The following is a 25,767-nucleotide window of genomic DNA, read 5'->3' as shown; positions in this document are numbered from 1 at the left end:
ATTATGAATGGTTTTGAATTGCATTATTTATCGTTTGTTTACGCCCAATAATTTTCTTCAAAAAATAACAATTTAGGTGGTCAAATGAAACATATCATTGCGCTTGCTTCAAAGATTGCTTTCACTCTCGCCCTTTTATATGTGATTTTGGACAGAGTCTATCACGCATCCTTTTTAAGTGTGATGTTTATTGCACTTTTCTTAGGTTTTGTTTCCTATCTTTCTGGTGACATGCTCGTCTTACCCAGAACAAACAATGTTACAGCTTCATTGGCTGACTTTGGCCTTTCATTCGTTATTCTTTGGGTATTTGTTTTAACCCAAACAAGAAACGATTTCTCACCATTTGGAGCGGCTCTCCTTTCCGCTGCCTGTCTTACTGTTTTTGAATACTTTTTTCATCGGTATTTACTGAAAAATGTGCTTGATGAAAATTTCCGAAATGAACTGTCAGCGAGAGATAACACGTTGCAGTATCAAACGGAAGCCGCGGACGAGCTGTTTCCCGAAACGAAAGAGAAGCATAAGGAATAGGAGGCTGTCTTATCGCCTCCTATTTTTCAGTAGCTATTTTTGAGAAAACGGAACATCACTTCTGTAAACTCATAAAACCTCTCATTTTGAGTAACAGCTCTGCTTTTTAAAGAAAAGATGCCGAACAAAGACTTTCTAAAGCCTGTGCTCATTTCTATCTGGATACTTAAACCTGTTTTTGATTTATTTGCAATGTTATTCGGACTAACGCCCGCATGCGGATGGTCCGTATTGAGCAATACAGCAGGAAAACCGGCATGCTGCAATTTCTCAACTAAATCTGCCGCTCTTACGCGATCTGTACCGCCGACTTCGATCTGCTGATCTTCTTCTGCGTACCCGTGTAATGAAATGACATATTCATGATTTCCCGTCATTTTAAGGGCCCGAGGTTCATCAAAGTGTGTGCTCGTAATGTGCAGGACTGAGTTTCCCGCCGATTTTAAGCCTTCAAATAAATACATCGAGTACTCTTTGCTGAGCTCTCTCGCTACTTCACTTGTCCCGCCTTCAATACCTCCTCCGTGAATGGCTAAAACAAGAACAGGGCTTCCGGTTTCTTTCGTAACAACGCCATAATCAGAAGGATCTTCATTGTTTTTTAATTCCTCAAAATTCTGATATACATCTTCAGCATAAATTGAAGAAATCGGAGTAAACACCATAAAAATCAACAATAATTTTACAATTTTAATAGTTGATGGAAAACGTTTGGCTATGTTACAATCAACATGCTTCAAGGAATGGAGCAAACGGCGGAGCAGGGATACTTTGGCCGGTTTCATCTACTCCGCCTCTAAGTCCAAATCAACAGAATGTAGGTCTCTTTGAGGCTTTAGCACGAATTCTCTCGTCCTCCTTGTTAAATTTTTGTTAAATTCACAATATTATATACCATTAGCCCGGGCGCTGTTCTTCTCATTTTTGAATTTATGAAAAGTAAGCTGGCACCACCTCCCCCATTTTCCATACAAAACAAAAATGCACCTGCCCTTTGGCCTGTGCACTTTTTATTTTCTCTTCATTCTTCGTTTTTTTGCTTGATTTAATTTCATGATGTTTTTTTCAATTTTTCTTATGTTTCGCCTTTGCGGGATTGTTTTCATTTCATAATAAACAGAAATAAACCCGCTTACTGTCACTGCTGCAATATAAAGGACGCGCTGTTTGATCATCCGGTCAGCATGTCCATGATCATTCGCTTCTTTTTCCAGTCTTTCGATCACAGCTTTATCAAACAGCTGATCGACATACACTTGTTTCATTCCCACTGCAAACCCAGCAGCCAGCCAAAGAATCAGAAATAAACTGATATAAAACACCATAAACCCTTCCTTTCCTGTCTTTATGCGGTGCAGAATTTTAAAACAGTTCATCTCATTACAACTGGCAGACGAAGCTTCTTCTTTGTGTTAGGTTCTTTCAATAGGCTGGTTAATATGTGTAATGCTGTAATGAACAGTTAGAAATTTTATTCCAAACAGCCACATATGATGAACAGCGGTTAATTTGTTGTCATGTACAGCTTCTATCAGAAAGGTTTCAGATAAAGGAAGCGGACAAGTTCCCGCTCTTGTTTGCAGATAAATCCCCTCATCCCCCGCTCTGCTTTTTCTCCGCCTGCTTGTTAAAACCAGCTTCTCCTGATGATGATATGGTTTTAAAATACCTGTCATGCTGCTGAATGGAAGCGGTAAAGAAATATTCATATACCCTTCTCCATTTGAACGATACACTGAATAAAGAGCGGTAAAAATGGTTTCGTTTTTTTCATTTGTTCTAATCCAGGCACGTACTCTTTCCCTTCCGTCTTTTTTAGAATGAACACCTTTTATCTTGCTGTACATCCTGTACCAGTCAGGGTACGTCGAAAGATGTATTTGGCCGATTCTTCTGCTGAACCATTCGTAAATAATTGCAAGCGGCCGAAACCACGTGCTCCATGTTACTTTTGCTTTAATATTATATTCGATGGTTTGTTCATAAAACGAAAGAATGAGCGGCGCCAGTTTTTCTGGTGAAAAATTTTTTGAACGCAGGCTGCCCATATCATCCACAAGTCCGCTGTACCGAGCGTTATTTTCAGCTTGAATGTTAGCTAAAAATTCTTCTCCCATCTTTCTTTTTCCGTAGATACGGCTGAATGTCTTTACACTGTCTGCATCAAAAGGCTTCGGATCCTCTATTCTCCACCCTATGAGAGCGGGCAAGATAACACCAAACGCGTTGACAAAACCGTGAATCCAAATCATCTGATTGATGGTCAATGTAACTTCTTGCCGAAATACACCAAATGAATAAATCATCGAGAAAGCAATCGTTATCATTAAAACAGCGGAAGAAAGCCGAATAAGAAATGTCCCCGTCTTGGTGCGAAAGACTGCCGTGAACACCAAAAATGCATGAAGATAAATCGCCGCCATATAAATGCTAACCGCAATGACATCAAGTGTTTTTGAATATGTGATGCCCAGTGCGATAAGAAGGGGCGAAAGCAAAATCACCCATGTTATCCAACTGTACAACATCCGATGTTTTCTAATGGTTCTGCCGAGTAAGCCGTTAAAGATCGGGATCAGAAAAGCAGAATAGTGAAAGTGGACAGCAGTCAGCAAAATGATGAGAGGGCCAAATTGCATGATCTGCAAATGGGCAGCATAAGCAAAAAACCAAAATCCTCCTCCCGCCAAATAAATAAGACCGAACAAAACTGATGTCTCTTCGATTCTATGTATCTTTGTTTCCCAAAGGCGGAGGATCGCATACAATGCAATAAAAACTGTGTACATCCACCAGATAAGTGCGAAAACTCCAACCTCCGTCACAAGAGCCAACACTGCAAAGAATGCGGCTACAGGGTAGCACTGGATTAGCCCATATTCCATAAACTGAGCAGCACGAACCGGAGATTGACGAAAAACAAAAGGAAAAATTCCCGGCACGAAAAATAGAATGGATAACAAAACGAGTGCCTCTGCCACTGAAATATCCGGTGCTTCCGCTGCAAGAAATCCTATAAAACAAAGCGCACTGACTATGCCATTTCGTTTCATGATTCTCTCTCTTTCTCCTGAAACGTTCCTTTATAAAAGAAAAGAGTGCCAAGAATTGTATTTTGCACATGCACTTCAATGGTGAAACAATTCTTTTTTTCATCAAACGTTTCGCAAACTTCGGATGTACCGGTCAGCCATTTCGGCAGCGGGATTCTTTTTCCGCATATCAATAGCCATTGCTTTCCCGATGTGATCGTAAGAGAGCCGTCATGAGATGCCTCGAACGTCAAAACAGACAGCAGCAGATGAGGTTTGCCGAAGAAATCAAGTATTCTATTTTCTTTCTCGTCATATATCATTATCGCGTCAAAGAAACGTTTTTTGCCTTTAAAGAAAAATGTACGATTCCATTCTATTCCTGTATGTTGCGATTTCAAAAGACAAGTTCTATTTTGTATTGTAAATGGAATGTCTTTGCCTCTTTCTGAAAAGAAGCATCTGAAAAAAACACCCAGCTTTAACAGCATTCTAACCAGAAAAGAGCCTCCGCTTATTTCTGACATCGTTCCCGTCCCGCTGAATGTTTGAGACCCGTCTAATTGGTACCGTTTCCGCAGCTTGGGATGCAGCAAATGATAGTTAATAATTGATTTTTCATAAATCGAACTCACAATGTCACTTCTTTCTCTTTCGTTTTGTGCGCCTGGCACTGGGGAGCTGCAGGCTAAGAGCGCCGCTTGCTGCGGAAAACACACTCAACAGAACCCACATGAATATTTCGGAACCTAGACAAGCAAACCCCGCAAAGATACAAGCCTGGACACCATGAATGATCCATTTTCTTTTTAAAGGAATCAGCCACAAAATAGCTAAGCCTATCTCCGCTGTTCCTGCCAATATGCTTGTCTCAACACCTGCAAAGCCTTGATAGAACCAAAACAGGCTGAAAAACAGACACATGAACACATAGATGATAGAGGATCGAATGAAGCGCTTCGGATGTTTATTTTGCTCAACCCAAAGCCTTAATGCATCAAAGCTCCAGGCAGTCGCCCAGCCAAGCAGCGGCCGAAATAATAAACGATCGATCCATCTTCCCGGCAGTCCGTAGGCTGTTTTGTATTGGTACTGTGTTAAAAACGTCATTTTCCCATTTTCTCTCTGTATATACTTCCAGTAGCCGCTTCCATGCCGAATCAGAGATAATGGATGATCAGAGCCAAAAGCCAGTGAAGAAGACCTCTCAGATGAACATTTGTTGAAAACACCGACGGTTTCTCCTGTACCTGACACCTTTAATCCAAAGCCTACCCTTGTTTCGTAAAGAAACTTCTGTTTTTCGCATGGCTGACTATTCAAATACGTAATATTTGAAAACCGGAGATCCCATTCCTTATGCAGTGATGGGTTTTGTGTATATTTCCAGAGTGTATCCAGATCAGATTTCATTTCGATTTCTACATAAATCGGTTTCTGCCTCACAGCCCCTTCTCCCTTCTATTTCAAGCAATTCCTATATTAGCATATTGGTCGATTTGAAAAGTGTATATCTCTCCAAAAAATGTATCTTTATCCTAAAAAATGCATAAAAAAGAGAAGAGAGGTTTCCTTCTCTTCCTTGGGATTCATTACTGAGTTTTAACCGTGCCGAAATGAGTAATTGTGACGTTCACACTGTATGTGATGTCGGCTTTACTGAAGGTGTCATCCCAGTTATTTTTCACCCTTTTCCATAAGTGAGGATATGTAAGTCTAAAAGATTCATCAAAACCCGCAACATCTGCTTTATAATCATGCTGAATTTTTTTTAATACCTGACCAACTATTATCTTTACCTCGTTTTCAATAGTCGTTTCGAGACGATCTATAAACTGGGTGTCCAACGCCTCTTTTGTGTTCCAGTTTTCAACCAAATCGCCTTCTGATTCAATATCGACATGGAATGAAATATCTTTCCCTTTTACGATTGGCTGAATTTTGCTTTTGATTTTATTGATATCGTACGCTAACGTCTGTTGGCTCTTTTTATCATGACTTTTGACAACTCCGCCTTTCCCTTCTCCTCTAATCCATGTAATCCCCTCAGTTTCATATTCATTTAAAGTGCCTATCATTTTTTTCGATTTTCCGTTGATTACAGCTGCTCCGGAATACTTGACCGCTCCATTCGCCGCAACCACATTTTGCAGTAAAAAGCTGCTGCCAGAATGCAGTTTTCCAATTAGTTTCGCGAGTGTCACAGGGGGAAGAATTTTGGAAACCTTATGTTCATTTTCACCTAATCCAATCAGTCGAAAAGCCGGAATTTCTCCGTTCTCTTTCAGCTGGAGAGCTTCTTTTGCTTCCCCTTTAGCAGATAAAACAAGACAGCTTAGCCTGATTTCATTATCACGAAAAAATTGATCCAGCATTTCGTCGATAGGAAATGTGTGCAGCACATCTTCACTCATGACAACAACTTTTAAATGCGGGCTAAACACTTCTCGGTCCCGTCTTAGTGCAACCTCACTTCCGATCTGCTGTAATGAATCCCCTGTTTCACTTATATTAATATACGCTTTTTGCACTCCTTGTCCGCTACCGCCTCCCCCGCCAGTGCCCGCGCCTGCCGCTTTTTCATTAACAAATTGATAGGTCAGCGTAATGTTGTCTTTTTTCGGATAGCTCCCGCCCTCTTCTTTTAACTCTTTTTCAGTGTTCGTTTCTTTTCCTTTATCAATTGCGATAGCGAATGTGAGACCCAGATCTTCTATTTCCCGGCTGCTCCAGCATCCTGTTACGCAAACCATCACCAGACATACTATGACCATAGCAGGCACTTGACGTTTTAGTTTACTTTTCACCTCTTTTCCTCCATTTCGAAATGACTAACAGCAAAATCGGCAAAGCGCCAAATATATACAAAGCGATATGACTGACCGTATCGCCCAATATAAAGACGTCATTTTCATTTTTCGGCATGCAAGAGAGGATATAAATAACAGGAAGCAGCCCAAACATACATGAAAGGGGTTTCTTTTTAAAAACCTGTGAGACTCCCAGGGAAGCTGCATAAAAAGTGATAATAAACGTGGCAAAAAGCTGCATAATCCAAATCACAAGCAGAAATGATTCAAACCGTTCAAATATTAAACCAGGTATTTCAAAACTTCTCATCAGATCAAGCCCCGGCCATGTTCTCGTCACAACTCCCTCAACTGATAGTGCACCGATGACCATAATCAGCGTAATCATATAAAAACTGGTCACAACGCCTGTCCCAATCACAACCGCTTTCAGAGCATTTTTCGGCTTTTTCATAAATGCTACTAAAATGAGCATAATTTCTGAACATGTAAATGAAAGGTTCGTTGTCTTTACTCCTCTGAGAACCGGCATGATTCCATCTCCTAATACAGGGCGCAAATTGTTGATTTCAAATATGCCTAAACTCATGAGGGCTATCGTTAAAAAGATGATGACCGTAATCGGAAAAATCATTTCAAAAAGCCGTGCAATCGGATCTAGGCCTTGTGTAATTGAATAAAGCCCAATCCAAAGAACTGTCATAATGATGGCCCAAGACGGTGTCCCTTCGAGGAGAAAAAAATCCACGATTTCGGACATGACTCTGACTTCAAATGCACCGAGTGCCAGAAAATAAGCAATAAAAACAATACTGATCAGATGCCCGAGCCATTTTCCTACAATATGTCGGGAGTATTCATAAAAGGTCTCCTTAGGATACTGCTGGCTTAATTTAACTATAATCATCCCGGCTATTACCGCTAGGACCCCGCCTAATAAAATTGAAATCCATCCATCAGGAGATTGTGTTTGTTCTGTTACTGTCCGAGGGAGCGTAAGAACTCCGGCAGCAAGCATATAATTAATGATGATAATCGTTGCCTGAGCGGTTGTGATTTTACTGGTTGGACTGAACATGAGACTTTATCACCATCCTGTCGAGTTCATCACTTCACCCGTTTTGTATTATCTGTATTCATCATTTTAGGCCGGCGCTTCATGACTAAAAGAGGCATTCTGATAACAAAGTCTTTCCAATCTTTTAAGTGATAGGGCACTGCCGGACTTGCGTATGGCACACCAAAGCTCTTTAGCTTTACGACATGGCTGCTTAGCAGCAGATAATACATAATGACTCCAAACAATCCAAACACCGCCGCACAAAACATCGCGCCAAACCGAAGCATCCGAAGTGCTATACCTGTGCTATAATGCGGGATGGCAAATGAAGAAATTGCTGTGAGCGCAACAACAATGACCATGATTGGACTGACAATCCCCGCCTGCACAGCTGCTTCCCCGATGATTAATCCGCCAACTATGCCAATTGCGGGTCCAATCGGTTTTGGCAGACGAAGCCCCGCTTCTCTTAAAATTTCGATCGCGACTTCCATAAATAAGGCTTCAATGAGGGATGGGAACGGAACACCCTGGCGCGTCCCGGAAATTGAAATCGCCAGCTTGGTCGGAATTAACCCAGGATGAAAAGAAATAAATGATATATATAAAGCGGGTGCAAATAACGTTATCATTGCTGCGATGAACCTCAGCAATCTGATGAGCGAGCTCGGGAACCACCGTTCATAATAATCTTCAGGCGATTGAAGCATCATGCTGAAAGTGACTGGAACAATCAAAGCAAACGGAGTGCCGTCAAGCAGAATGGCTACTCTTCCTTCCATTAATCCGCTTATGACGCGATCAGGACGTTCTGTACTCTGTACTTGCGGGAACGGGCTCAAATAATTATCCTCAATTAACTGTTCAACGTAGCCTGACTCCGGCAAATGATCGATCTCAATCCCTCTCACTCTTTTTCTTACTTCCTCGACTACTTTTGGATCTGCAATGTCATTCATATAAGCGATAATTAAATCCTTTTTTAATCGTGTTCCTACTTCAAATCTCTGCAATGTTAATTGATCATTTTTTCCTTGCTGTCTCAAAAGAGCTGTATTCGTACTCAACTCTTCTGTAAAGCCTGTGCGCGGCCCTCTGACAAGCGCTTCTGAAAGCGGCTCCTCGATACTTCGATTTTGTTTTTTTACAGTTCCCAGAAGAAAGGCCTGCGGTATTCCATCGATGAGAAGCGCTGTCGAACCCATGAAAACATTCAACACGATATCACTGATTTTCTCTGATTCTATGACATCACCGATTGATATGATTTGATTTTTTATCTGTTTCGAAGTTAAAATACCTTTGCCGGATTGAGAAATTTCATCGCTTACCTGATTAGGTTGATTCATGACTAACACTGATAGTCCTTTATTAATCAAGTCCTGATCAGACAGTCCTTCAACAAAGATCAATGCCGCTTTCACATGTAAATGAGTGATTACAAGCTTACGGAAATGAACGTCCCCGTTATGTCCTATTTTTCTTTTTACATGTTCTAAATCGTATCCGATGTTACCGGTTAACACATCCTGATCCTTTTCAGCTGTTGAATGATCTGATTTATGCTGCTTCTGTGTTTTGTACTGATTGCTCCGCCACCTCATCATTGCACCTTCTTATACATGAATCCAAGTAAACACTTTATAGATTGCATATGGAACGAGAAATACTACTAACGCTTGAAACCACACATTCCAGTCAGTAAGTGTTGATATCATGTTATCCATCTGTCAGTTCCCCTCTCTCTAATAGGATTATTTTTCCCGTATACCTATTTTTTATGTTCGTCTTTTTTCTCAATAAAAAAAGCATGATGAACATTTCATCATGCTTTCCAAAGAAATCAACCTGACCATTTTGCATTATTAAACACAAAATGAGCCTTTTAGCAGTCTGGGATAAACTAAAATTCCAGCTTGAAGCTTTCTGCCTGATCTGAAACTTCCACAGGAATCCCCATTATCGTTTTCGGTTTGGATACGTAAACAAAGCGCATTTCTTCCTCTAATTGCTGAAACACTTTTTCACTAACTATAATTCTGGCCGGCTTTCCTGGACTGTTATCAATGGCTGCTTTGATTTTTCCAAGCATAAAAAACCTCCTGTTTTAGAAAATGGCACATTTACTATTAAAACAAAAATCGCAAAATAAATTGGCTGAACAGGAATTCCGGTTCAAACATAGCAGTTGCGGCTGAGCAAACAAGAATGAACGAAATGACAACATACACCTCTCTCTCTTTTTCGTGCATGCAGAATTCTCCCATTCACAGATCAGACTGGCGACTGACACGCTGTTCACCAGCAGCTCTAGCATAAATAATGCACGCTATGGACATGATCTTATTAGTTATTATATGATTGAATTGAAAAAAACATCATATGTCAAGAGGTAAACGAAATGGCTCAAAACAACGAAAATGCATTACCGGATATTACAAAAAGCATTACCCTGGAGGCTCCCATTCAGAAAGTCTGGGAGACAGTCTCTACTTCAGAAGGCATTGCCAAGTGGTTTATGCCCAATGACTTTCAGCTCAAAGAAGGACAAGAATTTCACTTACAATCGCCGTTTGGGCCGTCCCCTTGTAAAGTTTTGGCTGTTCAAGCTCCAACTGAACTTTCTTTTAAATGGGATATAGAAGGATGGGTCGTTACCTTTCAATTAGAAGACTTGGGGGAAAAGACAGGGTTTACCCTTATTCACAGCGGCTGGAAAGAGCCGAATGAAGTGATCGGCAAAGCAAACGAGAAAAGCTCCGTCGTTCGCGGTAAGATGGATGGCGGCTGGACTGGCATTGTAAATGAACGGCTTCGTAAGGCTGTCGAAGAATAAAAAAGAGAGAGGTATCTCTCTTTTTTGTTCTTTCCCAAGGGTTATACTTCACAATTTGAGTCCATCAATCATAAAACGTAACAGTTTTAGATTTACCAGAGTAATCGGTAACAAAGAACTCGGCCTTGTTATTGCTCCCATCTACAAATTTTCCAATACTGCCAAAGGTGTGGCATTCTCCGGGTGAAAAATAGTTTGCCCCTACATAATCATCAGGATTGTCACCGGGATCATCCTCATATAAGTGCAGTGAAACAGAAAAAGGAGTGCTTCCTGAAAGGCACACTCTAAAATCTCCTCCGGTCGAGTATACCGTCGGACTTGAGTAAGTATATGTGTAAGTCCCCAACTTATCCCACTCTCCAGCCCCCGCAGTTCCGGCTTTTTCTGCTTGTGCCGTTAATGGAAAAACCGCAGCCAACCCTAAAACAGACAAAAATCCAACTACCTTAGTGAATCTCATCAGCTACACCACTCCTCTATTTCAATGATAGCCGCAGATACGTTTGTATCATTTCCGGCAGAGCTACATAATTGATCCAGCCTGCCTCCCTGCTTCTTAGGCAGGTGGCATTGGACATTATATTCAGCAGCAGCCGTTTTATGAATCCGTCTTTGTGCTGGTTTTAAAATGTTAAAAATAAATACATTCCCATTTGTACTGCTATCTCTTATAATTTGTTTAAAAGGTTGTACTTCAATCAGGGGGAAAAGGATATGGAATTAAGCTTCACAAAAATACTCGTTATTTTGTTTGTAGGTTTTTTAGTATTTGGACCTGATAAACTGCCGGCGCTTGGCCGTGCAGCAGGAAAAGCCTTATCAGAATTTAAACAAGCAACAAGCGGACTGACTCAGGATATCAGAAAAAGTGACTCAGAAAACAAAGAAGACAAACAAATATAGGATAAATCGTTTGGGCCGATGAAAAATCGGCTCTTTATTTTGATTTGTTTCTGTGTCATCTGCCTTTTTTTTATCATTTGGACAGCCCTTTTTTCATTCTATGATTTTAACTGTCCAAGCCGCAAAATCTACTCGCCGTATAATAAAGCGTAGTAAAAATAAAGGAGGAGTATATATGGGTTATTACAAAAAATACAAAGAAGAGTATTATACGGTCAAAAAAACGTATTATAAGAAGTATTACGAATATGATAAAAAATATTATGACTGTGATTACGACAAAAAATATGATGACTATGATAAAAAATATTATGATCATGATAAAAAAGACTATGATTATGTTGTAGAGTATAAAAAGCATAAAAAACACTACTAAACGCCATTCACATCTCCTCGTTTTTACTTTCCCCGGCTATTGCCGGGTCTTTTTTGTTTATGCACTATATGTATATTTCTGAAGCTTCCCTTTCTATGAAAACCTTGGTGACTGAATCTAAAAAAAAATAATGAATATTTAGTACATAGTTTAGTTAGTTCATAAATGAGCGCATTCAGTTTATTGCAGTTACAAAGAAACTTTTATAAACTCTTTGAGAGATCATACATAAAAGGAGAGGTTTTTTGTATAGAAACATCGTATTTTATCTCATTTTACTTTGTCTTTTTATATCAGTTGTCATGAAAAGGTTTGAGGTGATAAGAACAATAGCCAATGTTATCTGCTTTGTTTTCGTATTGCTGTATCTTAAAGATGAAATGAAAACATACTCACGTAAAGCGTTAGCAATCCTAAGTATTTGTTTTCTTTTCTTAGTCGGTATCTGTGCTTTTATCATTTTACAAGGACAGACATTGATGAAACGTCACCTCTTTTTTACAGGCTGGGAAACGATAGCGGGCATTCTTTTAATGATCGTTTCTTTAAGCATTTGTACTTTTATTTTGAGGAAAATTTCAAATCGGTTAAAACGATTGTGATCTCGTTCTTTCCTCTGATAAAGTTACATAGCTTTCAGATTGGAGAAGCTGCTCGTCCCATTCAAAATGAAATATTTTGTCGATTTATATACATCAATCCAGTTCCAAAATAAGGTATAATAAATGGCGAAACCACTATCAAAAGGGGGAATTTTGGTGAAAAAAGTATTGATTGCAGGTGCAGTAGGAACAGCAGTTCTTTTCGGAACCCTTTCATCAGGTATACCAGGCTTACCCGCGGCAGACGCTCAAGTCGCAAAAGCAGCATCCCAGCTGCCTAACGGAATCGGCGGCCGTGTCTACCTGAACAGTACGGGCGCCGTTTTTACAGCTAAAATCACGCTTCCTGAAACTGTCAAAAACAACGACTCGGTCTCTACTCCCTATATTTATTCTGGCTTTAGGGCAACAAGCGGAACTGAAGCCGATATCGGGCTTCAGTACAGCAAACAATACAACGTCTGGAAGCCCCTCATGAAGGTTGGGTCCAAAAATGAAGAAACGTACATCGAAGGAAAAGACAAATTCACATACAATAAAGGCTTCCGCCCTGGAAGCACAGTCCAAATGACAATCTATAAAAATTTAAGCGGCAATACGCGCATGACCCTTTGGGGAACGAACAATGACGGCTATACTGGACGGATTATCACAGAAATTCAAGGAACCAACATCGGCACGATTTCAAAATGGAAAACCCTTGCTACCGCGGCTGTTTCGTATGAAAGCCAGCGTGATGCGATCAAAGCAACCTTTTCGACATCTTTTAACAACATCACAATCGACAATAAAGCCGTCACTCCTGTGGTAGATACACAGGATTTCGCAAAGGTTTCAGTTGCAGGAAATAACGTTACGATCTCTGTTAATAAATAAACGAAGCAGCAAAAAGCCGCCAGCATTGTCTGGCGGTTTTCCTTGGAGCATACTGGTCATAGTTCGTTTCTTCAGCTCTTTTGTTTAAACCTAACTTTAATAAGGGTGGAAATTGGTATGAAATATGAAAAAACAAGTCTTTTTGGAATGATTTTAGTTATTGTAGCACTTCTAATATCTATATATTTTATGTGTAATACAAATGCGTTGATACCTGCTGGATATGATCTAGCTATTCATGGAATTGTAATATCTAGAACTGTAATGATTGCTTTTACTTTGTATTTAGTTTCAAAGTTAGGATATTTTCTTCTGAATAAAAAAGATTAACTGTAGAGTTAATCTTTTTTATGTATTATACGTGTTTGTCCTTCAATTTTTATTCATCTTCCAGATTGCTTAATGAAATTAGGATACCTGCTATCTATTTACTGCAACAATAAAAAGGCAGCATTAAACCGCTACCTCAAATAAAAGCTTGTCCCCATGTTTATAGTTGATTAACTTGAAATCATCAATGGTAAAGTCATAAAAATCTTTCACTTCAGGATTGATCCATAGTTCAGGTGCTTCAAACTGTTCTCTTTCCATTTGGATTTTCAAATTGTCTATATGACGTGTGTACACATGGCAATCCCCAATGTTAAAGATATATTCACCAAGCTCATAACCAGTCACTTGAGCAATCATGCGCTGCAACACATTATACTGGAATACATTGAATGGATTTCCCAATGCCATATCATTGCTCCGTGCTCTTACCTCAAGGTGGAGTTTCCCATGTTTAACGTACCATTGTGTCTCGTATACACATGGCGTTAAGGCCATTGCGTCTAATTCATCAGGATTCCACAGCATTGTAATGTGTCTGCGTGAAGATGGATTGTTCTTCAATTGATGAAGAAGATAGTCTACCTGATCCACTTTTTCTCCATTTAGACTTCTGTTTTTCTTCCCCAACTGAAATCCATATGCATGTCCGATGGTGCCGTCTTCTTGTTTCCATTGATCCCAAATATGTACGCTCATCTTGTTTAAATCATTAACATCATTAGATTTCAGCTGCCAAATCCAGAGCAACTCTTTAATTGCTGTTTTCCAGGCAACCTTTTTTGTCGTTAAAATCGGAACCTCTGAGTTGTCGAATCTCATTTGCTTACTGATTACACTTAGAGTATGTGCCGGTGTTCCATCTGAGTCCCACTTGGTTCTTACATCAAACTCTTCGTCTGAGATTCCATTATTGATAATATCCTTTATAATTGAATTGTATTGTTTATCGAATTGCGTCATGACTATTCATATCCTTCTTTCATTTTCAGTTGCTAAGCATAATTTATTACGAATGCAATATTATCGCAAATACTAAGCACTTGCAGATAAAGTGAGGATCTTATTCCACTCACTGTGTGTTTAAAGAGGAGTTGATCCCCCCTCTTTTACACCTGTATTTCTCCATAACATAGTCTGTCACATAGCTCATAGTTACCGCCAGTTTGGTACATACACCGTTGATAACATTGTTGAGGATTATACGAAATGGTTTGATATTGCGGTACATAAAAATTCAAATAGTCAGGTGTTTGTGTATACCAAATTGGAAATTGTCTAAACACATTAAATCCTCCAATAGCTTTTTCTGATTTAATGCATTGTATTTTACCTCAATATCAATTGTCATTTGTCCATGTGCAATTGGGCTTTCTTTAAAATAAATTCTCTCTAATTTCATTCATTTGATCATTAACAACTTTTTTATGATATTTGGCAACGGTTCATTCCTTATACGATCTGTTTCTAACCGGTTTTGCTGTTTGTTTTTGATGTCTAACTCTAAATCCTTCAAAAGCAGTGTTAAAAATCACATCATAGAGCTCTTGAATCTTAACCATAACGTTCAAATATTCTTCAATGAGAAAGTCCCTTTTTACGTATACTAATCTCTCTATACACTTTACTATTATTTTACAGTGATTGAGTGCTCTCTCTCGCTCTTATTTTCATAAACAGCTATCCGTTTTGTTTTTCAGAAAGTGTTTTAAACAGCCTCTTTTTACTATTCTTATTTCATTTGACCATACCATATCATTTAAACTTCATAAATTAAATTCGAATAACATAAAGGAGGAATTTAATTGGGTTATTATAAAAAATATAAAGAAGAGTATTACACTTGGAAAAAAACATATTACAAAAAGTATTACGACAATGATAAGAAGCATTATGATTGCGACAAGAAGTATTATGATCATGATAAAAAACATTATGATTACGACAAAAAGTATGATGACCATGATAAAAAGTATTACGATGATCACGATTATCATTACGAAAAAAAGTATTATGATGACGATGATCATTATTATGATTTTGTCGAATCATATAAAAAACATCACTAAATCTCTTAAACGTCTATTTATTCCCTGGCGACATACCGGGGGCTTTTTTATGATATTTATCGACGATACTCAGATTTTTTTGTGCTCATGGCTGCTGTAAATTCAATTATTAATGAACACATGTCATTTAACTTGGCTTATTATTAGTGGCATTACTAGTTTTTAGTTGCCTTCCCCTACTTATAAAAATTTAGATAAAAGTATTTCTTTATAGAGATGCTTGTTTCATCGACAACTCATTCCTAAATGTGGTAAAAACGATAAAAATGTAAAAACGATAAAAATGTAAAAACTGTAAATATAATAAAAGGAGCATCTATATGTATATAAGTATTATAATTTTAGCATCCATGCTTTTATGGGGGGCGGTTATCCACGAGCTAAGTAAACCTTCAAAAAAGCAAAGCACCAGAAAAATTGTTTCTTTGACATCTTTAGGTTCTTTATCGACTTTAGTTATTACTATTTCACTTTTTCAAAACTTCCCTTTTTAAAATTTGTTTTTAATTAAATCCTTCGTATTAAAATATTCATTTTATACATAATATTTATATGTACCTTGGCTGAAACCTCCATTGATCAATCACACAGCATGAAGACAGCCAAGGATTTATTTTGTTTACTTCGTACCTGTTGAACCGAGTCCTCCTCTATCCTCGTTTCCCAAATGCTCGACTTCAACCAATTCAACCGCCGGCATTTTCTTCATGATTCTAAACTGGCAGATACGATCACCCTTCTTAATTTTAGTATCACGCAATGCATAAGCAGGAAAGAACCAGAAATCGTTGTCTCCCTTATATGACTCATCGATAACACCCATTGAATTTGTTTGAATAACGCCAAAGTTCTTATATGTACTTGAACGAGGGACGACATGTGCTTCGTAACCTTCAGGCAGTTCCATTGCAACACCTAATGGGACAAGCTGAAATTCATCTTTTTTGATAGTTACATCTTCAGCTGCCCGAAGATCAATCCAGTCTCCCTGCTCAATTTTGCTGATTCTTGTTTGTGTTTCATCTAGATACTTGATTTTAATTTGCATTGTCATGTACTAGCTCCTTTAATTTTTATTGACTATCATACAGTAAGGCTTGTTCTTGTGTCATTTTCATCAGTTATAAATTCAACGTCTTCAAAATCATTCTGTAAAGCATTGAAGTACAGTTTTTCAATGATATTTTTGTTTTTACAGTAAATCGAAACGTAGCTATTATCTGCTATCAACAGGACAAGTTCGCAATCACTGTCAGCAAACTCTTCATATGTATTGACTTGATTAACCATTTTTCCATATGGAAATGCTTTCAGTTCAACGAAAATGGTATAGTACTGATTCGTTTTTAATTGTTGCTCAAAAACTGCCCCTTCAACAATTGCGTAGTCATGAAAAAGTTCCTCATCATCGAGCTCTCCTTCTACAACAAAATAAGATTCCCCACTCGTTTGCCACCTATAATTAGCTATTTCTACCGGCTGCAGTATTCTCCATAGAAAATTTCCATATTCATTCGGTATTTGAAAACTAACTCCCCTATTCATGTATACCCCTTACTTAAACGATTTTTGTGAATACGAGTTTAATTATATACTCTGATGTTAGGTTTATGGAACAAGGAACCGACTGCCTTTTCAACCGATTATCTTTTACAGAATTTCCTCAGCCCTTCTCATTTAAAAGGTTCTTCCAATGTTCAAACAATAGACGCCCTCTTGTTCTCTTGTCTTTGTGGAGAAAAGTTAGCCAGTCAGTGCCTTCATATGTAGTGTCCTGCTTGTCTCAGACCGTACTTGATTACGCTTTAATCATCCTCATGTTATGACATGTTTACTCCGTCATAAATATTCACCAGAAATAAACATACCCTTTTTGTATTTCTTGTGAATTATAGGATTTCCCAAAGGTCTTTCCAACTCTTTACCGAATGTATAAATTTGTAATTTATTTCTTATATAGGAGATGAAGAAAAGTGTTTAAGAAAATTGTGGTAGGTTCGATTTTAGTTAGTTCAATTACAGGATTAAGCTCTACTTATGCTTCAGCTGCATCAATTGACCACACACCTAAAAAAGCCTCTGCGTTTGCAGCCGCACAATCCGATATTATACTGGAAGAGGAAGAAACGTTTAGAGGTGACGGAAAATTTTATTTTGATTATTATGGAAGTGAAGATGGCGAAATCAGAGTTTTTGTTGAGAATACAGGAAGCAATCCATTTGAATTCAAAATTGTAAAACCAGATGGTGGAACAATCGCTTCCGGCTATACAGTTAAACCTGGCAAAAGTGTAACTCTAACTCTTGACGTATCACACTATAAAACCGGAACATATTATATTCGCTGTCAAAATGATGATGGAGCTAAGATAAAAGCTTTTGCAAAAGTGCGTGCTCTCTAATAGGAATCCAATGGAGCAAGGAAGATTGCTGTTACTTCCTTGCTTTTTCTGTGCTTCTATACTGCAAACATCAAACATCAAACATCACTAATTCTAACCTGTATCCTTTGTATTGATGAACGGTAAGTATTTCCTGATTAGATTTCTCGTTATCATCTACCCTTAGAAAAAAATGTCCCAAAACAAATAATCATTTTTGTAATCCTCGGTCGCCGTACCCATTAACACCCCACTTACAAGCCTCATGTATCCCGTACTTGCTATTATTCGAACATTGATAGGCACCTTCTCGTATCACATGGATTTGCTGTTGAATGATTTCAAATAAAGTTGAATAAAATAAGATCGAATCATCCAACAATTAACATTTACTTGCGGAAATAGGTGGTATTTATAATCCATAAGAAGGAAGGAAGCGTTGATGATAAAGCTTTGCCGAGAAGTTTGGATCGAAGTCAATCTTGATGCCGTTAAAAAGAATTTGCGAGCGATCCGCCGTCATATTCCACATAAGAGCAAAATTATGGCTGTCGTAAAAGCGAACGGTTATGGTCACGGGTCTATAGAAGTGGCACGCCATGCACTGGAACACGGGGCGAGTGAGCTCGCTGTTGCCAGTGTGGAGGAAGGAATCGTTTTACGAAAAGCTGGGATTACAGCACCTATCCTTGTGCTTGGTTTTACATCCCTTAGTTGTGTAAAGAAGTCAGCAGCTTGGAATATAACATTATCAGCATTCCAGGTTGATTGGATGAAAGAAGCAAACGAGATATTGGAAAAAGAAGCGAGTGCTAACCGGCTGGCCATTCATATTAACGTGGATACCGGCATGGGACGATTAGGTGTACGCACAAAGGAAGAACTTTTAGAAGTAGTGAAAGCCTTAAAGGCAAGTAAATTCCTCAGATGGACAGGGATTTTCACACATTTTTCGACAGCTGATGAACCGGACACAACACTCACAAAGCTGCAGCACGAAAAATTCATCAGTTTTCTCAGCTTTTTAAAAAAACAGGGGATTGAGCTGCCCACCGTGCATATGTGCAACACGGCTGCAGCTATCGCATTTCCGGAATTTAGCGCTGATATGATCCGTTTAGGTATCGGCTTATATGGTTTATATCCTTCAGCCTATATTAAACAACTAAATCTCGTTAAGCTTGAACCTGCGTTAAGTTTAAAGGCACGCATCGCTTATGTGAAAACCATGCGGACAGAACCCCGAACCGTTAGCTATGGTGCTACATACGTCGCAGAACCTAATGAAGTAATTGCTACACTCCCGATTGGCTATGCTGACGGCTATTCTCGTGCCCTTTCCAATCGCGGGTTTGTTCTTCATCGCGGAAAAAGAGTGCCAGTGGCGGGAAGAGTAACAATGGATATGATCATGGTCAGTTTAGGAGAAAACGGTGAAGGTAAACAAGGAGAAGAAGTCGTGATTTACGGTAAGCAAAAAGGAGCCGAGATTTCCGTTGATGAAGTGGCTGAAATGCTCAATACGATTAACTATGAAGTCGTGTCTACATTAAGCCGCCGCATCCCTCGTTTTTATATAAGAGATGGCGAGATTTTTAAAGTATCAACTCCAGTATTATACGTGTAGAACATCTTAAAATGCTGAATCAAAATCCCTCTACCAGAGGGATTTTGTTTTTTCTGAAACAAAAAAATCCCTCCTATAAGAAGAGAGATTTTCAACATATTTATACCTCAATAACTGATTGTTCAGGAGTATTATGATCGTGTCGAGAACGAAAATGCTCTTCTAATTCTTCAAGTGTACGCCCTTTTGTTTCCGGCATGAATTTGTATACAAAACCGATTGCCAATACACCTAAAGCCACAAATATAAAGAATGTAAAAGACAAACCTACAGAGCTAAGCAAGATCGGGAAAGCAAAACCGATCACAAAGTTTAATATCCAAAGGAAAAAAACACTTATCCCAGAACCAAGTCCTCTTAACCTTTGAGGGAAGATTTCCGCTATGACAAGCCAAGTCACAGGTCCTACACACCCTTGCATAAAGGCAAGAAATAAAACGGTCAAAGAAAGCACTACATAAGGAAGTGCCATAGATCCATCAAGCACAATTGAGAAAATCGCAATCAATAGGAGCGCTGTAGTCGTCCCCGCCAAACCAATCAATAATATTGGACGCCGTCTCACTTTTCCGACCAGCCAAATCCCAAATATAACTGCAATAACTGATATCAGCCCATTTCCAATATTAGCGATTAAAGCCGCTTTTGTACCAAAACCAGATTCTTTAAGGATTTGTGTGCCATAATACATAATCGAGTTCACACCTGTAATTTGATTCACTATGGCAACACCGATTCCAATCCATAAAAGACGGCGCAGCCATGGTGTAGAAAAGTCCTTGAGTGATGCCTTTTCTAGTGCTGTATCTTTTTCTACCGCTTCTTGAATTTCTCTACATTCAGCTTCTGCACGTTTATCTTCTCGAATTTGTTTAAGAACTCGCAGCGCCTCACTGTTTTTGCCTTTGGAGATTAGCCATCGGGGGCTTTCTGGTACCTTAAGCATACTGGCAAATAACATGATAGCCGGTACAGCACAAATGACAAGCATGTATCTCCAAACATGTCCCGTATTTGCCATTGTTACACCGAGGATCGCATTAAAAACATATGCTAAAAATTGCCCGCCAACAATCATTAGTTCATTTTGGGTTACCATACGCCCTCTCTTTTCATGCGGTGCCATTTCTGCTAAAAAGGCCGGCACCATCGCCGAGGCTCCTCCAACAGCCAGCCCCAGTAAAAAACGAAAGGCCGCCATGAGTAAAACATTAGGTGCTAACGCTGTTCCCAGTGATGCCAGGAAAAATAAAAAGGAAAGATTAAGGATCATTTTACGTCGGCCATATCGATCAGCCAATCTTCCGCATAACAACGCTCCAAACGCGGCACCTAATAAAAGAATACTCGTAACAAGCCCTTCTGTAACCGGTGTTAAATCAAGCTGATCTGGCCTTGCCATAAAAGGTAAAGCTCCATTTATAACTCCGGTGTCATATCCAAAGAGAAGCCCTCCAAAAGTTGCTGAAATCATTATTAATTTCAACCTTCGATTTCGATGTTCATTCATATCCATTTCCCCTGCCTTTATTAAGAATACTTAATAAGCTCTTTCAGTGTGGATATTGAGTCAAAACTAACGTCATCTCTATCTTAGATTTTCGCCTCTGGATTTGTAACCGTTTACATTTTTAGCCAATAGAATAAACATAAGCTATTAGTTGTTATGTTGTAGTAATGTTTTTGTCATATTATTGTCATTTCTCATATTATCATAATTCCAAAAGCATTTTCAGTCAATATTATTTTCAGGATTATTTATTTCCGCTATGTGATGGTGATGTTTTGATCACCTCGTTGTGAAGTTAACTATTGGCAATTTGGAGTGTTATAAGTTCCCTTGAAGTTTTCCATTCACAAAAAATGTCCATATCGTTATAATGATGATGTTTAATCGCAAAAAGAGAAAATGATAAAGAGGGAATCAATATGAAGAAGATTTTGATCAGTATGATCGCAATCGTTTTAAGTATTACTTTGGCAGCTTGCGGATCAAATCACGCAGCCAAAAACCATTCAGATTCTAATGGGACGGAGCAAGTCTCTCAAGATACTCAATCTAATAAATATAATCAGACAGAACAAAAGGCCGGCACGCCTCATTCAAAAAATCAGAAGAAATTGGTCAATGTTACATTAGATAGAGCAATAGATGGAGATACGATTAAGGTTATTTACAACGGAAAGAAAGACACAGTTCGCTACTTGCTCGTTGATACACCTGAGACGAAGAAACCAAATTCTTGTGTTCAACCATACGGTGAGGATGCGTCGAAACGAAATAAAGAATTGGTCAATAGCGGTAAGCTACAGCTGGAATTTGATAAAGGCGATCGCAGAGATAAGTATGGAAGACTGTTAGCATACGTTTATGTTGACGGCAAATCTGTTCAAGAGACATTATTGAAAGAGGGATTGGCCAGAGTAGCATATGTATATGAGCCTAACACAAAATACATAGACCAATTCAGACTAGATGAGCAAGAAGCAAAGTCAGATAAACTGTCAATTTGGAGTAAGAGCGGTTATGTGACGAACAGAGGATTTAATGGCTGTGTGAAATAGAAAAACACTGTTTGTTAAAAAAAGCAGCAAACCTAGCAGAATGCAGTTTCCAAAGAATTAGAAAGAGATGATGGCGTGTCTAGTTTCCATTCTGCTTATCAAGCTAAAATCATGCAACTAGCCTGTAAAATTTCCACTGTATAGTAACAATAAAAAACACCCCTTCACGTCAATGTGAGGGGGTTATTTGTGTGTAAACATCCTTCCTATTTCATCATAAATCAAGAGATCCCTCTACCGTCGTTAGCGCGGTTTCATACATCTTACCCATTGGCATTCCTAAGCTTTCTCACTTCTTGAAGTGTTCGCTGACAGAATACAGTTCCGCTCGTTCGTTTTGTCTGCTGGACACTCCAATACTGTTTAAAGGTTGCGATACCTTATTCTCACCATCTTTTAATAGAAGGCAGCCATGGTAGTTATATTATTGTTCCTGCAATGAGTTTAGTTACTATTGTAATAGCTTAGTGTTTTGTGATTAGAAATGACATCAAAGGCCTTTGATGATTAATCATTAATTGTTCTTCGGTTGATCTCCGGACAATAACATCATTAGTTTTTTCGAAAGCTCTTCAAAGCTGTATTGAGATCCTTTGTGTGAGTGTAAATGTTCTTATACAAATCAAATAGTGTTTTATATTTTTGAACATTTTGCGCCTTTGGATAAAATGCAGCAGCCTCACGAATGAACTGCTCTGCACATTCTTCAAGGGATTCAAACCAACCGCTCCCAAAGGCAGCCAGCATTGCAGCCCCCATAGCTGGCCCTTGTTCATTTTCTAACTTAATCACCCTCGCATTGAAAATATCAGCTTGCATTTGCAGCCACGTATCATTTTTAGCTCCTCCACCGATAGAAACAACAGTATGAACTGATTTTCCCGCTTCGCGGAATAGCTCAATTGATTCATGTAAAGAGAATGTGATACCTTCCATTATTGCCCTCAAAAAGTGCTTTCTATTGTGAGCTCCATCCATTCCGATCAAGCTTCCCCGAATAGAAGAATCAGCATGCGGCGTTCTTTCACCAACCAAATAAGGAGTGTATAGCAGTCCATTGGCTCCTATCGGAATAGCTTCCACCCCCTGCAATAATTGCTCAAACGATTCGTTTGGTGCAAACGTTCTTTTAAACCAGTCCAAGCTGTAGCCTGCAGCGAGCGTGACGCCCATCGTATAAAAAGAATCCTTTTTTCCATGATTAAAAAAGTGGACTTTCCCTTTAAAGTCTCTTTCTTTTTCTTCTTCGTAGGAAAGTATGACCCCTGAGGTCCCAATACTGCATAAAGTTTTTCCGGAAGAAAGGATACCTGCTCCAATAGCGCCGCAAGCATTATCTGCTCCCCCAGCGTACACTTTTGTTTTTTCTAATAGCCCGGTCTTCGCGGCAACGTGCGGAAGCAGCGATCCTACACAATCATGAGATTCAACAAGCGGAGGACAAATATCTGCAGAAATACCAATTTGATTGCAAATATCATTGCTCCACTCCTTGCGAGTAATATGTAAAAGTAAAGTTCCTGCTGCATCGGAGTATTCGGTGTGAATGACACCGGTCATACGGAATCGCACGTAGTCTTTCGGAAGCAAAAACACAGCAGTTTTTTTAAAAAGTTCAGGTTCATGTTCCTTTACCCATAACATTTTAGGTAATGTAAACCCTTCTAAAACACGGTTTTTTGTGATGTCAAGAAGATGATCGCCAAATTTCTCGGTCATCCGGATACATTGAGGCGTTGTTCTGGTATCATTCCAAAGAATTGCATTACGTAACACCTGACGATCTTTATCAAGCAGTACTAATCCATGCATTTGTCCCGAATAGCTTATCCCGTCAATATCCTTGGCTTGAACATTGGATATAGAAACCAATTCAGCCAATGCTTCAATTGTTTGCTGCACCCAGTCTTCAGGATTTTGCTCACTATATCCCGCCTTCTCTTGGATAAGCGGATACCTTTTGGACGTTTCTGCACAAACCTTGCCGTTTTGGTTAACTAAAATGGTTTTAACAGCACTCGTTCCAAGATCTATTCCAATGACATACTTCATTTTTTCACTCCTTGCCCTTTTAAAAAACCTTTCACTCTAAATAAATCCTAATTATAGAAGTTACCCGTCATAACAACAAGCAATAGGAAAGGAATCATGACGGGTAATTCAGTGACTTGGTATTGATAGCAGGATCTGGAGCTTATCCTGTTATACTTCTAAAATGTATTGGTTCAATATCGCTTTTAATTTTTCCTGTCTTCCAGATTCGTTTTTAATTGATTTATGATTTAGCGCATATTGCTCAAGTGTGTGGAAATTAGCTCTTCCTTCTATAATTTCAAGACCAATCCCTTCAGTAAAGCTGCGGTAACGATGTTGAATCACATCTTCAAACACACGATCTTCGATTAATTTGTGGGCAACTTTCAATCCTCTTGCAAATGCATCCATCCCTGCAATATGGGCATATATTAGATCATCAGGCTCAAAAGAAGATCTTCTGACCTTCGCGTCAAAGTTTAATCCGCCGCTTCCTAAGCCGCCATTTTGCAGGATTTCGTACATTGCTAATGTCGTAGAATATAAATCCGTCGGAAATTCATCCGTGTCCCAGCCTAAAAGAGGATGACCCTGGTTTGCGTCAACAGAGCCAAGCAGACCATGTACTCTTGCCATGCGCAATTCATGTTCGAATGTATGCCCAGCTAATGTGGCATGATTGGCTTCAAGATTTAATTTAAAATGATTGTCTAAGCCATATTGCTTCAAAAAGGCAATGGTTGTTGCTGCATCTGTATCGTATTGATGGGTGGTCGGCTCTTTTGGTTTTGGCTCAATCAAAAACTGCCCTGTATACCCGATTTCCTTCGCATAATCCACTGCCATATGCATAAATCTAGCCAAATTATCAAGCTCAAATTTTAAATCAGTATTTAACAATGTTTCATATCCTTCACGGCCGCCCCAAAATACATAGTTCTCAGCGCCAAGCTCTTTTGCTGTTTCTAACCCTTTTTTCACTTGTGCTGCAGCATACGCAAACACATCTGCATTGCAAGAAGTCGCGGCACCATGGACGAAACGGGGATTCGTAAACATGTTTGCGGTATTCCATAATAGCTTAACGCCGCTATTTCTCATGTAATCTTTAATCATGCCCACGATCATATCTAAATTTTGGTTTGTCTCTTTTAGCGTACTGCCTTCTGGTGCAATATCCCTGTCATGAAAAGCAAAGAATGGTGCATCTAGTTTTTCAAACATCTCAAATGCTGCTTCTACTCTCATCTTCGCTAGATCCATGCCTTTATAGTGATCCCATGGTCTTTGCATCGTAGCTGCTCCAAAAACGTCTGTACCATCAGCAGTAAATGTATGCCAATAGGCAATAGAAAATCGCAAATGCTCTTTCATCGTTTTTCCGCCGATTACTTCTTGAGGATTATAATATTTAAATGCTAAAGGATTAGTCGAATCTTTCCCTTCGTAAACCACTTTGTTTGCGCTTCCAAAATATTTGGTTGAACTGGAATGAGATTGAGCCATGTGATTTCCCCCTTAAAAATAAATTCAAAACATGATCATTCAAATACAAATGCATTTTATTTCATATTGTAAGTGACCCATTAGTTTGTTGTTTAAACAAACTAACTTATTTTCATCTTATATAACCTCATCAGTATTTTCAATATTTTTTTTAGTTTTTTATGAACACATTAGATATAATAAAGGGAAGATTCGCTATGTACTATGTTCATACTTAATTTAA

Annotated in this window: 29 protein-coding genes and 2 pseudogenes; 11 read left to right on the top strand and 20 right to left on the bottom strand. The window is 38.9% G+C overall.

Features of this window, described 5'->3' with window-relative positions; all coding sequences use genetic code 11:
• The first annotated feature begins 84 nt into the window (after positions 1-84).
• A complete protein-coding gene (locus tag CW370_RS04910; RefSeq protein WP_024573197.1) occupies positions 85-534 on the top strand; it encodes a YndM family protein in 450 nt (149 codons plus the stop codon).
• A 26-nt stretch (positions 535-560) separates the two neighbouring features.
• Here the strand turns inward: CW370_RS04910 and pghL are convergent, their stop codons facing one another.
• From pghL to CW370_RS21705, 10 genes are all read right to left on the bottom strand, one after another.
• Positions 561-1,319, bottom strand: a complete 759-nt coding sequence (gene pghL, locus CW370_RS04905) for a gamma-polyglutamate hydrolase PghL (RefSeq protein WP_024573198.1) — start codon at positions 1,317-1,319, stop codon at positions 561-563.
• 225 nt (positions 1,320-1,544) lie between these two features.
• Positions 1,545-1,859, bottom strand: a complete 315-nt coding sequence (locus tag CW370_RS04900; protein ID WP_003245621.1) for a hypothetical protein — start codon at positions 1,857-1,859, stop codon at positions 1,545-1,547.
• Positions 1,860-1,946: 87 nt separating this feature from the next.
• Entirely contained in the window at positions 1,947-3,587 is a 1,641-nt protein-coding gene (locus CW370_RS04895; protein WP_024573199.1) for a YndJ family protein, read from the bottom strand.
• The gene (locus tag CW370_RS04890; RefSeq protein WP_024573200.1) at positions 3,584-4,201 is read right to left on the bottom strand and encodes a DUF4166 domain-containing protein; all 618 of its coding nucleotides are present in this window, start codon (positions 4,199-4,201) and stop codon (positions 3,584-3,586) included. The genes CW370_RS04895 and CW370_RS04890 overlap by 4 nt, the downstream gene beginning before the upstream one ends.
• Positions 4,202-4,205: 4 nt before the next feature.
• The gene (locus CW370_RS04885) at positions 4,206-5,012 is read right to left on the bottom strand and encodes a hypothetical protein (protein ID WP_024573201.1); all 807 of its coding nucleotides are present in this window, start codon (positions 5,010-5,012) and stop codon (positions 4,206-4,208) included.
• 146 nt (positions 5,013-5,158) lie between these two features.
• Complete coding sequence (locus CW370_RS04880; RefSeq protein WP_024573202.1) at positions 5,159-6,373, bottom strand: Ger(x)C family spore germination protein; 1,215 nt, start codon at positions 6,371-6,373, stop codon at positions 5,159-5,161.
• Complete coding sequence (locus tag CW370_RS04875; RefSeq protein ID WP_024573203.1) at positions 6,363-7,454, bottom strand: spore germination protein; 1,092 nt, start codon at positions 7,452-7,454, stop codon at positions 6,363-6,365. Before CW370_RS04875 ends, CW370_RS04880 begins: the two co-directional genes overlap by 11 nt.
• Positions 7,455-7,483: 29 nt before the next feature.
• Positions 7,484-9,043 carry a spore germination protein gene (locus CW370_RS04870; RefSeq protein WP_080262671.1) on the bottom strand — a complete coding sequence of 520 codons (1,560 nt, stop codon included), beginning with the start codon at positions 9,041-9,043 and terminating at the stop codon, positions 7,484-7,486.
• A gap of 296 nt (positions 9,044-9,339) precedes the next feature.
• Entirely contained in the window at positions 9,340-9,528 is a 189-nt protein-coding gene (locus tag CW370_RS04865; protein ID WP_014476925.1) for a hypothetical protein, read from the bottom strand.
• A gap of 37 nt (positions 9,529-9,565) precedes the next feature.
• Positions 9,566-9,688: a hypothetical protein gene (locus CW370_RS21705; protein WP_260512026.1), complete on the bottom strand. Its 123-nt coding sequence runs from the start codon at positions 9,686-9,688 to the stop codon at positions 9,566-9,568.
• Positions 9,689-9,837: 149 nt separating this feature from the next.
• Here CW370_RS21705 and CW370_RS04860 point away from each other — a divergent pair, with 149 nt between their 5' ends.
• Positions 9,838-10,272: an SRPBCC family protein gene (locus CW370_RS04860; RefSeq protein WP_024573165.1), complete on the top strand. Its 435-nt coding sequence runs from the start codon at positions 9,838-9,840 to the stop codon at positions 10,270-10,272.
• Positions 10,273-10,336: 64 nt separating this feature from the next.
• Here the strand turns inward: CW370_RS04860 and CW370_RS04855 are convergent, their stop codons facing one another.
• Together CW370_RS04855 and CW370_RS21180 are read right to left on the bottom strand one after the other, a co-directional pair.
• On the bottom strand, positions 10,337-10,735 hold the full coding sequence (locus CW370_RS04855) for a hypothetical protein (RefSeq protein ID WP_009967329.1): 399 nt from the start codon (positions 10,733-10,735) through the stop codon (positions 10,337-10,339).
• Between the two features lie 16 nt (positions 10,736-10,751).
• A pseudogene (locus tag CW370_RS21180) lies at positions 10,752-10,914 on the bottom strand (hypothetical protein).
• A 75-nt stretch (positions 10,915-10,989) separates the two neighbouring features.
• Between CW370_RS21180 and tatAC the strand changes: the two are divergent.
• From tatAC to CW370_RS04830, 5 genes are all read left to right on the top strand, one after another.
• Positions 10,990-11,178, top strand: a complete 189-nt coding sequence (gene tatAC / locus CW370_RS04850; RefSeq protein WP_014476920.1) for a twin-arginine translocase TatAC — start codon at positions 10,990-10,992, stop codon at positions 11,176-11,178.
• Between the two features lie 175 nt (positions 11,179-11,353).
• Complete coding sequence (locus tag CW370_RS04845) at positions 11,354-11,554, top strand: spore coat protein CotC (protein WP_024573164.1); 201 nt, start codon at positions 11,354-11,356, stop codon at positions 11,552-11,554.
• A 245-nt stretch (positions 11,555-11,799) separates the two neighbouring features.
• Positions 11,800-12,156, top strand: a complete 357-nt coding sequence (locus CW370_RS04840) for a YoqO family protein (RefSeq protein WP_024573163.1) — start codon at positions 11,800-11,802, stop codon at positions 12,154-12,156.
• A gap of 153 nt (positions 12,157-12,309) precedes the next feature.
• Positions 12,310-13,032: a YrpD family protein gene (locus CW370_RS04835; RefSeq protein ID WP_134157202.1), complete on the top strand. Its 723-nt coding sequence runs from the start codon at positions 12,310-12,312 to the stop codon at positions 13,030-13,032.
• 42 nt (positions 13,033-13,074) lie between these two features.
• On the top strand, positions 13,075-13,362 hold the full coding sequence (locus tag CW370_RS04830) for a hypothetical protein (protein ID WP_119123060.1): 288 nt from the start codon (positions 13,075-13,077) through the stop codon (positions 13,360-13,362).
• A gap of 123 nt (positions 13,363-13,485) precedes the next feature.
• Here the strand turns inward: CW370_RS04830 and CW370_RS04825 are convergent, their stop codons facing one another.
• Positions 13,486-14,325 carry a thymidylate synthase gene (locus tag CW370_RS04825; RefSeq protein WP_024572380.1) on the bottom strand — a complete coding sequence of 280 codons (840 nt, stop codon included), beginning with the start codon at positions 14,323-14,325 and terminating at the stop codon, positions 13,486-13,488.
• Between the two features lie 274 nt (positions 14,326-14,599).
• Positions 14,600-14,764: a hypothetical protein gene (locus tag CW370_RS21175; protein WP_003231643.1), complete on the bottom strand. Its 165-nt coding sequence runs from the start codon at positions 14,762-14,764 to the stop codon at positions 14,600-14,602.
• A gap of 403 nt (positions 14,765-15,167) precedes the next feature.
• Between CW370_RS21175 and cotU the strand changes: the two genes are divergently transcribed.
• Positions 15,168-15,431 carry a spore coat protein CotU gene (gene cotU / locus CW370_RS04820; RefSeq protein WP_101169510.1) on the top strand — a complete coding sequence of 88 codons (264 nt, stop codon included), beginning with the start codon at positions 15,168-15,170 and terminating at the stop codon, positions 15,429-15,431.
• 619 nt (positions 15,432-16,050) lie between these two features.
• On the opposite strand, the gene dutA is transcribed toward cotU, so the two are convergent.
• Complete coding sequence (gene dutA / locus CW370_RS04815; RefSeq protein ID WP_024572378.1) at positions 16,051-16,485, bottom strand: dUTP diphosphatase DutA; 435 nt, start codon at positions 16,483-16,485, stop codon at positions 16,051-16,053.
• Between the two features lie 29 nt (positions 16,486-16,514).
• Positions 16,515-16,976, bottom strand: coding sequence for a DUF2691 family protein (locus CW370_RS04810; protein WP_015252017.1), 462 nt, complete (start codon positions 16,974-16,976; stop codon positions 16,515-16,517).
• Between the two features lie 428 nt (positions 16,977-17,404).
• Here CW370_RS04810 and CW370_RS04805 point away from each other — a divergent pair, with 428 nt between their 5' ends.
• Positions 17,405-17,833, top strand: coding sequence for a phospholipase domain-containing protein (locus CW370_RS04805; protein ID WP_101169509.1), 429 nt, complete (start codon positions 17,405-17,407; stop codon positions 17,831-17,833).
• 421 nt (positions 17,834-18,254) lie between these two features.
• On the top strand, positions 18,255-19,439 hold the full coding sequence (gene alr, locus CW370_RS04800) for an alanine racemase (protein WP_021479223.1): 1,185 nt from the start codon (positions 18,255-18,257) through the stop codon (positions 19,437-19,439).
• Positions 19,440-19,539: 100 nt separating this feature from the next.
• On the opposite strand, the gene CW370_RS04795 is transcribed toward alr, so the two are convergent.
• A complete protein-coding gene (locus tag CW370_RS04795; protein ID WP_101169508.1) occupies positions 19,540-20,955 on the bottom strand; it encodes a sugar porter family MFS transporter in 1,416 nt (471 codons plus the stop codon).
• A 413-nt stretch (positions 20,956-21,368) separates the two neighbouring features.
• Between CW370_RS04795 and yncB the strand changes: the two genes are divergently transcribed.
• Positions 21,369-22,004, top strand: coding sequence for an endonuclease YncB (yncB, locus tag CW370_RS04790; RefSeq protein WP_101169507.1), 636 nt, complete (start codon positions 21,369-21,371; stop codon positions 22,002-22,004).
• A 214-nt stretch (positions 22,005-22,218) separates the two neighbouring features.
• Here yncB and CW370_RS04785 read toward each other — a convergent pair.
• The 3 genes and pseudogenes from CW370_RS04785 to xylA form a co-directional block, all read right to left on the bottom strand.
• Positions 22,219-22,384 (bottom strand): annotated as a pseudogene (locus CW370_RS04785) (glycoside hydrolase family 11 protein); the annotation flags it as partial.
• Positions 22,385-22,556: 172 nt separating this feature from the next.
• The gene (gene xylB / locus CW370_RS04780; RefSeq protein ID WP_101169506.1) at positions 22,557-24,056 is read right to left on the bottom strand and encodes a xylulokinase; all 1,500 of its coding nucleotides are present in this window, start codon (positions 24,054-24,056) and stop codon (positions 22,557-22,559) included.
• Between the two features lie 150 nt (positions 24,057-24,206).
• Positions 24,207-25,544: a xylose isomerase gene (gene xylA / locus CW370_RS04775; RefSeq protein ID WP_101169505.1), complete on the bottom strand. Its 1,338-nt coding sequence runs from the start codon at positions 25,542-25,544 to the stop codon at positions 24,207-24,209.
• Positions 25,545-25,767: the final 223 nt, after the last annotated feature.

The sequence above is a fragment of the Bacillus sp. SN32 genome (genome assembly GCF_002837495.1).
Lineage (GTDB): Bacteria > Bacillota > Bacilli > Bacillales > Bacillaceae > Bacillus > Bacillus subtilis.
This window is presented reverse-complemented; position numbering and strand designations above follow the sequence as displayed.